The organism is Cellulomonas humilata (assembly GCF_013359775.1).
Classification (GTDB): Bacteria; Actinomycetota; Actinomycetes; order Actinomycetales; family Cellulomonadaceae; genus Cellulomonas; species Cellulomonas humilata.
Window position 1 is genome coordinate 104612 of the sequence record NZ_JABMCI010000056.1, and the last position, 12430, is coordinate 117041.

Consider the following 12430-nt stretch of genomic DNA (forward strand, 5'->3'; position numbering starts at 1 on the left):
AGGGATCGCGCGAGCCATGTCAGGCGGTGGGGACCCGCCCCTTGACGCGTCGGGGCACCCCGCGGCGCCGCACCCGCGTGATCCGCCTGCGGACCACCGCTGCCGCCGCCACCGTGGCGTCGGCCCCCGCGAGCCTGCGCTGCGCGGCCGCGTAGGCGGGCACCAGGAGGACCACGGCGCCGATCCACGCCAGCGGGTTGCCCCAGACCACACCGCTGTACCCGTAGGCCGCGCCGAGCACGCCCGCGGCGCCGACGCGGCAGACCAGCTCGATCACGCCGGTCAGGGTCGGGACCACCGTCTGCCCGAGACCCTGGAGCGCACCGCGCAGCACGAACAGGACGCCGAGCACCACGTAGAGCACCCCGTTGACCAGCAGGTAGTGCGCGGCCATGTCGACGACGCGCTGCTCCCCCTCGCCCACGAAGACGCCGATGATCGCCGACCCGCCGGCCACGAGCACGAGCCCGAGCACCGCCGAGCCGACCACCGAGATGCCCATCGCCTGCACGACTCCCTGCCGGATGCGGTCCGGCCGGCCGGCGCCCAGGTTCTGCGCGACGAACATCGACACCGCCAGGCCGAGCGACGCCAGCAGCGCGACCGCGAGCCCGTCCACGCGGGCGGCCGTCGTGTAGGCGGCGACGGCGTCGGATCCCAGCGCGTTCAGGCGCACCTGCACGGCGAGCGTGCCGATCGCGATGATCGACGCCTGGAACCCCATCGGCAGCCCGAGCCGCAGGTGCTTGCGCAGCTCGGCGCCGCTGACCCGCCAGTCGTCGCGGTGCACGTGCAGGACCGGCACCCGGCGCCGCACGAACTCGAGGCAGAGGGCCACCGAGACGCCCTGCGAGACCACCGTCGACCATGCCGCACCGGCCACGCCCATGCCCAGCCCGGCCACCGCACCGACCACCAGCACGATGTTCAGGACGCAGCTGAGCGAGAGGAAGATCAGGGGCGTGCGCGAGTCGCCGATGGCCCGGATGACCGCCGACAGGAAGTTGAAGGACATCATCGTGCTGACGCCGAGGAAGCTGATGACCGCGAAGGTCGTCGCCTCCGGCAGCAGCTCCTCGGGCGTGTGCATCAACCGCAGCGCCGGGCCCGCGAGCAGCGGTGCCGCCACGGTGAGCACCACGCTCGTCGCCGCCGACAGGACCGCGCCGGCCGCGACCGACCGACGCACCGCCGCGTGGTCCCCCGCGCCGAACGCGTGCGCGGTCGGGATCGCGAAGCCGTTGGTCATGCCCCACGCGAAACCGAGCAGGAGGAACAGCAGCGCCCCCGTGGCACCGACGGCGGCCAGCGAGTCGACGCCGAGGACGCGGCCGACGACGACGGCGTCGGCCGCTTGGTAGAGCTGCTGGACGACGTTGCCGACGAGCAGGGGGACGGCGAACAGGAGGATGACGCGCCAGGGGCGACCGGCGGTGAGGACCTTGGGCACAGCGGAACCTTGAGACGAAGGGGCGGGGGTCGAACGTCCGCGGAGGTCGGGGGGCCGGGTCGCGTCGCACTCGATCGTATCGATACGATCCCGCGCGGTCGACGCTAATTGATGCAGGTCACAGGGCGGGAGCACCCGGATCCGGAGGACTCGGGCATCCCGGACCCGAGCGCGGCTGCGGGCGCCGGCGATGCTCGCCGACGCCCGCGGTGGGGTGATGCGTGCCGTGCCTACACCGCGCGGTTCCGCAGGTTCCGGGCGTGGTGGTACGCGTCGATCGTCGCCTGGTCCCAGATCCCCGTCGCCGGGCGACCGATCGCCTGCTGGATCGCCGCCGTCGTGCGGTCGTGGGCCGCGCGGGACTGGTTGCCCCACACGCCGTCGTCCGCGACGCCGACCACCCGCTGCGTGAAGTCGATCCCGAAGGGGAAGGTGACGCCCATGATGTTGCTGGCCGCCTTCACCGCCTCGGCACGCATGTCGGTGTCCGCACCCCACACCTGGTCGTCGCTCGTACGGACCGCGCGCTGGAGTGCCGCGGTCAGGACGTCGCCGCCACCCCGCGGCACGAACGAGTCCAGCCCCAGGTGGCTGAACGGTCCGACGTCCACGTGCAGGTGGTTCTTGTGCTGGCCGGCGATCCCGTTGACGCCGTCGCGTGCGTAGATGACGCCGAGCCCGAGCTCCTGCGCCCGGTCGAGGGCCGCGATGAGCTGCTCGCGCTCGTCGGGACCGTTCTTGTTGATGTCGGCTGCCTTGCCGAAGCCGCCATCGGAGTCGAAGTGCCACGACCCATGCGTGTGCACGTCGTGGACGGTGGCGAAGCCGTGCATCTCGCCGACCGAGTAGCCGTTGCGCTGGGCCCACAAGCAGAACGTCACGAGCGTCTGCGTGGGAGACAGCTGAGCGCCGAGTGCCATCAGAGGTCCTTCCCTTCCAGAGTCGCGCGCCGTTGCGACGCGTGCGTTGAAAGGGAAGGGGGGCCATGGGTGGCCCAGATACGTCAGTCGGCGGCTGCTGCCTCGATCGCGTCGAGGTCGCGGACGGCGTAGCGGTGGTGCTCCCACTCCTCCTCGAGGATCGTGTGCAGGCAGGACAGGACGGTCTCGGGGTACTGCGGCGACCACGGATTGGTGCGCGGCGCGGCCAGCTCCTCGGGTGTGACGGTCGCGAGGAAGTCCCGCACCATCGCCACGCGCTCCGCCCGGACCGCGAGCACCTCGTCGTACGACGGCAGCTCGGTGACGAAGATCGACAGGTCCAGCCCGTCGCCGCTGGCCGCCGTGTTCGGCTGACCGATCGGGTGGTACGGCTGCTCGACCTCCAGGATCGCCCGACGCAGCCACGTGTCGGTGGCCATGACCAGGTGCCGCAGCGTCTGCGCGAACGACCACTCCCCGTCGACGGACACGTCGACCGTGCCGGGCGGCATCGCGGCGGCCCGCTCGAGCGTCGCCGCCCAGGTGCTCTGAAGCACCTCCCACGCCGCGCGCAGGCCCCCGGGGTCGCCGGCGCGCTGGTCGGCGCGGCCGGGGAACCGGCGGTTGAGCTCCGCCTCGACGAAGGGCACGACGTTCACGCCGTTGACCAGGAGCACGCCGCCGGTCTCCAGCAGCCACGGCGCGTCGATGTCCGCCCCCGCCACATCGACCCCGCGCATCACGACCCCGCCCAGGTCGGTGCCGACGAACCGCGCGCCCCGCAGGTCGGCCCCGCGGAACTGCGCGCCCTGAAGGTCGTCGGACCCGGTGAAGGTGGCCATGGGCTCCAGTGTCGCGGCGAGCGATCGGGGCTGTCCACGACCTACGCTGATCCGGTGGAGTCGACTGTCAGCGACGTGCTCGCCCAGCTCGCGGCGTTGGAGGACCCCAAGATCCGGGCCGTCAACGAGCGCCACGGCGACGACCACGGGGTCAACCTCTCCAAGCTCCGGGCGGTCGCCAAGGACCTCAAGATCCAGCAGGACCTCGCCGTCCAGCTCTGGGCGACCGGCGACACCGCCGCCCGCCTGGTCGCGATCCTGATCAGCCGTCCGAAGCTGTACACCGCCGCCGAGCTGGACGCGATGCTGCGCGACGCCCGGGTGCCCAAGGTCCACGACTGGCTGGTCAGCTACATCGTCAAGAAGAGCCCGCACGTCGAGGAGCTGCGCACCGCATGGTTCGCCGACCCGGACCCGGTGGTGGCGAGCGCGGGCTGGGCGCTGACCAGCGACCGTGTGGCGAAGTCGCCCGACGGCCTGGACCTGCCCGGACTCCTGGACCTCATCGAGGCGCAGATGAAGGACGCTCCCGACCGGCTCCAGTGGGCGATGAACGAGTGCCTGGCCGGGATCGGGATCCACCACCCGGAGCACCGCGCCCGCGCGCTCGCGATCGGGGAACGGCTCGGGGTGCTCGAGGACTACCCGACGCCGCCCGGGTGCACGTCCCCGTACGCGCCGATCTGGATCAACGAGATGGTCCGCCGGCAAGCCCTCGTCTGACGCGCCGGTCGACTGAACCGGCCGACCACTCGTCCTCGAGCACGGCGTACTGGTAGGCGTCGTGCAGCTGCGGTAGCTCTTCCCGTCGCATCCCGAGCCGCTCGAGCAGCCGCCACGAACGGGTGTTCTCGGGGCTGCATCGCGCGATCACGCGGTGCGCACCCCAGCTGCGGAAGCAGACGTCCAGCAGCGCGGTGGCCGCCTCGGTCGCGTAGCCCTGACCCCACTGCGCGGGGTCGAAGACGTAGCCCAGGGTGTACGTGCGGGGGTCGTCGCGGTGCAGGTACAGGTTGCCGATGAGCCGCTCGTCACCGGCACGGCACACGGCCCAGAACGCCTCGTCGCCCTCGCGGTCGAGCGCGAGCTCGTGGCACTGCAGGCGGGTCTGGACGCCGTAGGGCTCGAAGCGGACTGCCTCCGGTTGCGACAGGTAGCCGTGGAGCGCATCGCCGTCGGCCGCGGTGAAGCGGCGGACCGTCAGCCGGTCGGTGCGGATCTTCTCGAGGGCGCCGGCGCCCTGCACGGTGATCACGGGACCAGCCTGGCCTCGGCGTCGGGCCGCTGGGGTGGACCTTGGTCACCGTCCGGGTCGGATCTCTCGTCCGACCCGCGGCCGCGTGTCGGAGGTGCCTCCTAGCGTGTGCGCATGACCGTCCGACCGTTCGCCGTCGACATCCCGCAGCCGGTCCTCGACGACCTGCGTGGCCGCCTGGCGCGCACGCGCTTCCTCGACGACTCCCCCCGTCGGCCCGCATCGGGCATGAGCGCGGCATACCTGAGGGAGCTCGTCGCGTCGTGGCTGACCTTCGACTGGCGCAGCCGCGAGGTCTGGCTGAACCAGCACCCGCAGTTCCTCGCCGACGTCGACGGCAGCACGCTGCACTTCGCCCACCGGCGGTCGACGACCCCGGACGCCCCGGCGCTCCTGGTGATGCACGGCTGGCCCCACACCTTCGCGCTCCAGCTGGACTTCGCCGAGCTGCTGCCGGACCTCGACGTGGTCGTCGTGAGCATGCCCGGCTTCGCGTTCTCCCCGCCGCTCGACGAGCCGCCCACCGAGCAGCGCCTCGCCGCGCTCATGCACACGCTCATGACCGACGTCCTCGGCTACTCCGGCTACCTCACCTACGGCGAGGACTTCACCGCGAACGTCAGCGACCTGATCGCCTCGACGCACCCCGAGGCGGTCGCCGGGATCGTCGTCACGCATGCGCACTTCCTGTCCCAGGCCGAGCGGGAGTCGACGAGCGACCCCACCGAGCGCGCCTTCTACGACCGCATGGCGGCCGGCTGGTACCACCAGGCGGGCTACGCGCACGTGCAAGGCACCCGACCCGACACCCTCGCGGCCGGGCTGAACGACTCCCCCGCCGGACTGCTCGCGTGGATCACCGAGAAGCTCGTCGAGTGGAGCGACACCCCGGCCGGCGACCCCGCCGGGGTGGAGCGGCGCATCTCGCGCGAGCGCATCCTCACCGAGGCGACGCTGTACTGGGCGACGCAGACCATCGCCTCGTCGTTCACGACCTACTTCGACGGGGCGGACGCCGAGATCTCCGCGGTCGAGGTGCCGGCCGCCGTCTTCGTGCAACGGCACGAGCACGACAACCCGGAGTCGGTGGCGCGGCGGTTCTACCGCGACCTGCGGGTGTTCGAGCGGCTGCCCGAGGGCGGCCACTTCACCGTCGCCGAGGTGCCGCGCGCGATGGCGGAGCGGGTGCGGCGGTTCGCTCTCACGCTCCGGTGACCGGGATGGGGCAGCAGCTTCACGGGCCCCCCGATCGGTCGCGAGAGTCAGACCGGCCCAATCGAGGAGCGAGCCATCGCCGGACCAGGGCGCCCATGCCCGCATCGTCGTCCGGCTAGCGACGCGCGGCCCAGACGAGGACGTCGGACCCGTCAACGGCATGCAGCTCCACGACCGGACCGCCGACGCCCGCCGTCAGCACGTCACCCGCCTGCGCGGTGCCGACCTCCCACGTCCCGTCGGACCGCTCGAAGGTGAACGCGGGCCCCGGTCCGGCGTCGTACGGCAGCGACGCCGTGCCGTCGTCGGCCCGCAGGCACACCGACCCGTCGCGGCCGGCGTACGCGCTCGCGCCGCCGGGCAGCTCGGTGATCGTCCCGGCCGGCGGCTCGTCGCACGCGTACACGACCGGGCGCGTGGGAGGCGGGGTCAGCGTCGCGACGACCGCCCACACGACCAGCGCCGCGGCCATCGCGCCGGGCACGAGCCGTCGGACGGGCGGCAGCGGCGGGCGGCGGACGGCCGCCAGCACCGCTGCGGTGAACGCCAGACCGAGCAGCCCTCCGACCGTGTTGAGCAGCAGGTCGTTCACGTCGAACGCGCGCCACGCCCACCCGACCGACGCCGACACCAGCAGCTGCACGGTCTCGATCACGAGCGTCACGCCGACGCACGCGAGGACGAGCACCTCGTACCGCCACCGCACCACCAGAGGCAGCAGGATGCCGAACGGGATCGTCATGAGGACGTTGCGCTGGACCTCCCACCCGCCGAGCAGGTCGGGTCGCCGCAGCGCGAGGTCGTAGGACGGGCCGGTGCCGCGCTCGAGCTGCATGGACGGCAGGGGCAGGAACGCCGCACCGGCCAGCACGACCAGGTACGCGACGAACGCCACGGTGGCCGCACGGCGGAGGGCGGGAGTGCGCTGATCGGTCACCGCCCCAGCGTCACCGCGCGACGTGGGCCGGCGCGTCCCCCGACGGCCGGACCGTCAGTCAGCCCACGGTCGGACCTGGCCCCTCAGACCACGCCGTCGGCGGTGAGCGCGTCGGTCAGCAGCCCGACCAGCGCCTCGAGCTGCACGTCCGTGGAGGCGCCGTTCTCGTCGAGCGCGCCGTCCAAGGCGCGAGCGGCCAGCCCCGCCTTGCTGTCGATCAGCTCGGCGATCTTGGCGTCGATGGTCTGCGCGGCGATGATCCGCCACGCCGTGACGGGCTCGTCCTGGCCGATCCGGTGGATCCGGTCGATGGCCTGGGTCTGCTCGGCGGCGGTCCAGGACAGCTCGGCCAGCACCAGGTTGGACGCGACCTGGAGGTTGAGCCCCACGCCGGCGGCCATCAGGGAGCACACGACGATCTGCACCTCAGGGTCGTCGGTGAACGCGGCGATGTTCTTGTTGCGCGTCCTCGTCGTCTGATCGCCGCGGATCGACGCGTACTTGATGCCGCGGTCGGCGAAGGTCTGCTCGGCCTGGTCCATCACGTCGACGTGCTTCGCGAAGAACACCACCTTGCCGACGTTGCGGACCAGCTGCGCGGCGTAGTCGGCGGCCAGCCCGGCCTTGGCCTGGCCGATCCGACGGACCATCGTGAACACGTTCTCGCCACCGGCCTGCGAGCTCGACTCCTTGAGCTCGGCGGCCGCGACCCGGCGCACCAGCTGGTCGTCGATGCCCTCCACCACGGCGCCGCCGCTGGTGTGCCACTCCACGGCGGCCCGGTAGCGCTCGACCAGCCGCTTCGCCAGAGCAGCCTCGGCAGCGCGGATCGAACGGCCGGCCGCTCCGTCGAGCTCGACCGGCAGGTCCGCCACCCGGCGGGCGGGGATGTCGGCGACCACGTCGATCTTGCGACGCCGCACGATGCCCATGTCGATGACGCTGGCCCGCGCGGCGGCGGAGAACCCCCGGTCGGCCGGGGTGAGCCCGGACTCCTCGAGGGAGGTCACCAGCGCGCCGAGCGGCTTGGCGTCGTCGATCCAGCCGAGGAACTGCCAGATGGCCCGGAAGTCCTCGATGTCGTTGATCAGCGGCGTGCCGGTGAGGGCCATCATCAGCGGCCGCGCAGTGCGGGCACGGATCCGGTCGGCGATCGCGAGGACGTGCTTCGAGCGCTGGGAGGTCTTGTTCTTGATGAAGTGCGCCTCGTCGACGACCATCCCGCGGAACCCGTGGTCGCCGAGCCAGCCGGCGTGCCGGTCCAGCAGCTCGTAGTTGACGATCACCACGTCCGCGAACCCGTCCATCCGGTCGCCGTCGCCATGGACCACCGTCGACCGGCGGAACGGCGTCCACATGCCGACCTCGTGCGCCCAGTTGGTCTTCACCACGTTGGGCACGACGACCAGCAGCGGGTAGGCGTCAGCCGCCTGGGCCGCCAGCAGCGCCTGCGCGGTCTTGCCGAGGCCCGGCTCGTCGGCGAGCAGGAAGGTGCGATGACCGCCGGCCGCCGCGGTGACCACCTGGGCCTGGTGCGGCATCAGCGCCCGGCCCGCGGGGACGGACACGGGGCGAGGCTCGGGCAGCTCCATGCAGGCGGGCGCGCCGGTGGCGGCGACCTCGAAGGACCGGAAGAGAGGCTCGAGCAGCTCCCAGCCGGCCAGTCGGTGGGTCCGCGGAGCGGTCCGGGCGGCCGCCGCCTCGAAGTCCGGGGCGAGGAACGGGTTCGACAGCTGGCGCGAGATGACCGACCTCGGGACCACGCGGTTCTCGACGCCGGGCGCGGGCGCGGCCGGCGCGACGGGCGCGGGCGCCTCCGGCGGCTCCAGCCCTCCTTCGCGCATCAGGGTGGCCTTGTAGGCGTGCGCCGCGTCGGACACCTTGGCATCCTCGGCCAGCAGTGCGAGCAGCGAGGTGTCCCGGGCGGCGATCTTGGCCAGCATCGTCGCCACCCCGTCCAGCCGCTTCAGCTGCTCGACCCGCCGCGACGCCGTCAGGTCGGCGTCGGCCCTGACCTTGGCGCGCTCCTCGCGCACCAGCAGCGCCACCACCTGGAACTTCGTGCGCACCACCGGGCGCGTCGGCGGTCGCTGCACCGCGCGGTCGACCTCGCGGGCCACCTCGGCGAGCACCGGGATCATGCCTTGCTCGGTGGGACGCGGGGCGCGGCGGCGCTGAGCACCGGGATCCGTGCGCGCGCGACCGGACCCGCGTTGGCCTGGTCGAGCCACGTCTCCTCCTTCGCCAGCATCGCGCACCGCGACTGCGGCGCCGAGCGTCGTGCAACGAGCGCCGGGCCACAGGCTCGGGCCGGGGCGCTCGGATCGGTCACCGCGCAGCATCCCCGCGTGCGGGGCACGCGGTCCGGCACCGACGCCGACGGTGACACGCCGCCGGGCATCCTCGTGAACACCGCGCGGCACGGTCATGGTCCGGCGTGATCGCCGGAGCACTGGGAGCCTACCGCCGAGTACGTGCCGGGGTCAGATGCTGGCGCAGATGTCTCACCCCAGGTTCACCAGGGCGAGCGCGACGAGCCCCGCGACGGCCACCACCGCACCCGCGTAGTAGCCGCGAGGAGGCCGGTAGCCCTCGAGCCAGCGCGCGAACGGGATGGCGACGAGCGGCGCGGTCGCCGCGACGGCCTGGGCGATGCCCGGCTGAAGGGTCTGGAGCGCCCACACCATCGACGTCACGCCGAGGACCGGTCCGAGGAGCGCGTTCGCGGTGATCCAGAACGCCGCGCGGTCCGGGAGCACGTTGCCGAGCGGCCCGAGGTCCGCCGGTCGTGGGGTGTCGCGCCTCGCGGACACCCGGCCCGCCACGGCCAGGGCCACCAGGGCGACGACGAGGCCACCGACCAGACGGTCGAACGCGGCCGAGCTCACCACGTCGAACCGGCCCGTCACCGGGGTGCCCGGCGACGCCTTCTGGAGCGCGAGCAGCGACTCCCGGCTGATCACCGCGGCCACCGCCTGCGCGACGCCGGCCGCGCCCGCGAGCGCCACGCCGAGCGTTGCCCGGGGTGCGCGGCCCGCACCGCGGACGTACGGGAGGAGCCCGAGGACGACCCCGCCGAGGATCACCAGGCCGCAGACCACCTCGGCCGGGGTCAGGGCGTCCGCGAACCACACCCAGGCGAGGACCCCGGCAGCGACCGCCGCGGTCGTCTCGACCACCAGGGAGGTGAGCGGCGCCCCGACCAGGGACAGCGCGCGGAAGACGCCCAGCCCGCCGAGGCCGAACCCGACCACCCCGGCGACCGCGAACATGGCGGACCGGTCGGCCGACGCCCTCCCGAGCGCGAACGCGGGCACCGCCATCACCGCCGTCGCGACGGCCAGCCTGCCGGCGTTCGCGCGGACGTACCCGACCAACCGGATGGCGCGACGGGCGCACACCGGCGTGACGCCGTAGAAGATCGCCGCCAGGAGGGCCGCGGCGAGGCCCGAGGTCATGTCGGCCGCGCTTCGCCACGCAGGCTCGCCACGAGCGCGGCCGCGTCGGCCGGGGTGACGTCGTCGAGCGCGCGGTCGTCGACGAGCAGTGCGGGCGCATGGTCGCACCGGCCGATGCAGTGCACCCGCTCCACGACGACGGCTCCGTCCGAGGTGGCCTCACCGGCGGGCGCGCCCACCTCGCGCTCCAACCGGGCCCACACGTCCGGCGCGCCGGCAAGCTCGCACGCGAGGGTGCGGCACACGCGCACCACGTGCCGCGCGGAACCGCCCCGGAGGAACGAGTAGAAGGTGACTACCCCGAGCACCTCGACGGGCGGAATCCCGAGGCGGGCGGCGACGAGCTGCATGGCCGCGTCGCTGATCTCGCCGTGCCGACGCCGGAGCCCGGCGAGCACCGGCAGGAGCGCGCTGCGGTCGGCGCCGTGCTCGGCCAGCAGCGCGTCGAGGTCCGCGACGAGTGCCAGGTCCGCGACCGGTGGCGTCAGCATCCCGATCACCTCGTCGCCCCGACGTAGGTCCCGCGCCCGGTGTACGTGGTGTGCAGCAGACGGTGGCTCGTCGGCCCGCCCGGACCGTCGGTCAGCAGGTCGCGGTAGAGGCGCAGGACCGCCGGGTTCTCGTGGCTCTTGCGCGCGCGGCCGGTCTGCCCGTACCGGGCGTCCTCCGCGTAGATCGACCGTGCGCGGGCGGCCCGCACCGTCGCGCTCGTCGGCACCGGCTGCCCGCCACCACCCAGGCACCCGCCGGGGCAGGCCATGACCTCGATGAAGTGGTACGTGGAGAAGCGCCCGCCCGCACGGAGGTCCTCCATCACCGCGTGGGCGTTGGCAGTGCCGTGCGCGACGGCGCACCGCAGCGTGGTCCCGCGCAGCCACTCGAGGTTCGGCAGCAGGTGGGCCAGGATCGGCGGCACCGGCCCCACCCTGTCCAGGGTCACCTCGATCGACCGGACCCCCTCGAACCCCCGCACCGGCGTGATGTCGGCGTGCGAGAAGTAGTCCTCCGCCGGGCGCCCGGTGACCAGCTCGATGACGGTGCGCAGCGCGGACTCCATGACGCCACCGGTCACCCCGAAGATCACGCCCGAGCCGCTGGCGGTGCCGAACGGGTCGTCGAAGTCACTGGCCGGCACGTCCGCCAGGCCGATGCCGCGCGCGCGCATCATCGCGGCCAGCTCCCGCGTCGTGAGCGCCATGTCGACGTCCGGTCGGCCGTCGTGCGTGAGCTCGGGGCGTGTGGCCTCGAACTTCTTCGCCGTGCACGGCATGAGGGAGACGGACACGATGTCGGCCGGGTCGCGCCCCTCCTGCTGGGCGTACCAGGTCTTGATCAGCGAGCCGAACATCTGCTGCGGGCTCCGGCACGAGGACAGGTGGGCCAGGTGGTCCGGGTCGCGGTGCTCGAGGTCCGTCACCCAGCCGGGACTGCACGAGGTGAGGAGCGGGAGCGGGTGCGTCGAGGAGCCGAGCACCAGGTTCTCGTAGAGCCGCACCAGCAGCTCGGCCCCCTCCTCGATGACGGTCAGGTCCGCGGCGAAGCTGGTGTCGAAGACCCTGTCGAACCCGAGGCGTCGCAGCGCGGTGTTGAGCTGCCAGGTCAGCGGGGTGCCGGGCTCGAACCCGAACTCCTCCCCGATCGCCGCCCGGGGCGCCGGTGCCGTCTGGATGACGACGTGCTTGGTGGGGTCCGCCAGTGCGGCGAACAGCTCCGCCGTCCGGTCGACCGGGCGCAGCGCTCCCGTCGGGCAGCGGTTGATGCACTGGCCGCACGCGATGCAGCTCACCTCGGCGAGCGGGAGACCGAGGTACGTGGAGACGGCGGTGGACGAGCCGCGTCCGACGACGCCCAGGATCCCGAGGTCCTGAAGCTCGGCGCACGTCCGGACGCACCGGAGGCAGCCGATGCACGCGTCGAGGTCCACGGTCACGGCGGGTCCCAGCAGGTCGACGAGCTGGAGCGGTCGGGAGACCCGCGCGGGGGCAGGCCCGACGCCGTACTCCGTGGCGAGCGCCTGCAGCTCGCACTCCCCCGTCCGCACGCACTCCGGGCACCGGTCCGGGTGCTCCCCCATCAGCAGCTCGAGCACGCCCCGCCGCGCGTCGACGACCCGTGGGCTGTCGGTCCGCAGCCGGAGGTCGGCCGTGACGGGGTAGGTGCACGCGGCCTGGAGTCCCGCCTGTCCCTCGACCTCGACCATGCACAGCCGGCACGAGCCGACGTCGCGCAGGTCGGGGTGGTGGCAGAGCGTCGGGATCCGGACGCCCGCGGCGTCGGCCGCGTCCAGGGCCGTCGTGCCGGCCGGGATCGTGACCCGGCGTCCGTCGATGTCGACGGCGACCTGCGTGGTCAT

General features: G+C 73.2%; 11 protein-coding genes. 2 read left to right on the forward strand and 9 right to left on the reverse strand.

The window, feature by feature from the left end; translation table 11 throughout:
* Window positions 1-19: 19 nt before the first annotated feature.
* From HP550_RS06605 to HP550_RS06615, 3 genes are all read right to left on the reverse strand, one after another.
* A complete protein-coding gene (locus HP550_RS06605) occupies window positions 20-1450 on the reverse strand; it encodes an MATE family efflux transporter (protein WP_175346794.1) in 1431 nt (476 codons plus the stop codon).
* Window positions 1451-1680: 230 nt separating this feature from the next.
* A complete protein-coding gene (locus HP550_RS06610; RefSeq protein ID WP_175346795.1) occupies window positions 1681-2370 on the reverse strand; it encodes a hypothetical protein in 690 nt (229 codons plus the stop codon).
* Between the two features lie 83 nt (window positions 2371-2453).
* Window positions 2454-3212, reverse strand: coding sequence for a DinB family protein (locus tag HP550_RS06615; RefSeq protein WP_175346796.1), 759 nt, complete (start codon window positions 3210-3212; stop codon window positions 2454-2456).
* A 54-nt stretch (window positions 3213-3266) separates the two neighbouring features.
* Here HP550_RS06615 and HP550_RS06620 point away from each other — a divergent pair, with 54 nt between their 5' ends.
* On the forward strand, window positions 3267-3935 hold the full coding sequence (locus HP550_RS06620) for a DNA alkylation repair protein (protein WP_175346797.1): 669 nt from the start codon (window positions 3267-3269) through the stop codon (window positions 3933-3935).
* Here the strand turns inward: HP550_RS06620 and HP550_RS06625 are convergent.
* Entirely contained in the window at window positions 3901-4467 is a 567-nt protein-coding gene (locus tag HP550_RS06625; RefSeq protein ID WP_343048019.1) for a GNAT family N-acetyltransferase, read from the reverse strand. The genes HP550_RS06620 and HP550_RS06625 overlap by 35 nt on opposite strands.
* 114 nt (window positions 4468-4581) lie before the next feature.
* Between HP550_RS06625 and HP550_RS06630 the strand changes: the two genes are divergently transcribed.
* The gene (locus HP550_RS06630) at window positions 4582-5682 is read left to right on the forward strand and encodes an epoxide hydrolase family protein (protein ID WP_175346798.1); all 1101 of its coding nucleotides are present in this window, start codon (window positions 4582-4584) and stop codon (window positions 5680-5682) included.
* Window positions 5683-5797: 115 nt separating this feature from the next.
* Here the strand turns inward: HP550_RS06630 and HP550_RS06635 are convergent, their stop codons facing one another.
* The 5 genes from HP550_RS06635 to HP550_RS06655 form a co-directional block, all read right to left on the reverse strand.
* Window positions 5798-6619 (reverse strand): VanZ family protein, encoded by an 822-nt coding sequence (locus HP550_RS06635; RefSeq protein WP_175346799.1) that lies wholly within the window; start codon window positions 6617-6619, stop codon window positions 5798-5800.
* 83 nt (window positions 6620-6702) lie between these two features.
* Window positions 6703-8760 carry a DEAD/DEAH box helicase gene (locus tag HP550_RS06640; protein ID WP_210767747.1) on the reverse strand — a complete coding sequence of 686 codons (2058 nt, stop codon included), beginning with the start codon at window positions 8758-8760 and terminating at the stop codon, window positions 6703-6705.
* A 363-nt stretch (window positions 8761-9123) separates the two neighbouring features.
* Complete coding sequence (locus tag HP550_RS06645) at window positions 9124-10077, reverse strand: EamA family transporter (protein ID WP_175346801.1); 954 nt, start codon at window positions 10075-10077, stop codon at window positions 9124-9126.
* Window positions 10074-10568, reverse strand: a complete 495-nt coding sequence (locus HP550_RS06650) for an NADH-quinone oxidoreductase subunit NuoE family protein (RefSeq protein ID WP_175346802.1) — start codon at window positions 10566-10568, stop codon at window positions 10074-10076. Before HP550_RS06650 ends, HP550_RS06645 begins: the two co-directional genes overlap by 4 nt.
* A gap of 5 nt (window positions 10569-10573) precedes the next feature.
* Complete coding sequence (locus tag HP550_RS06655; protein WP_175346803.1) at window positions 10574-12430, reverse strand: [FeFe] hydrogenase, group A; 1857 nt, start codon at window positions 12428-12430, stop codon at window positions 10574-10576.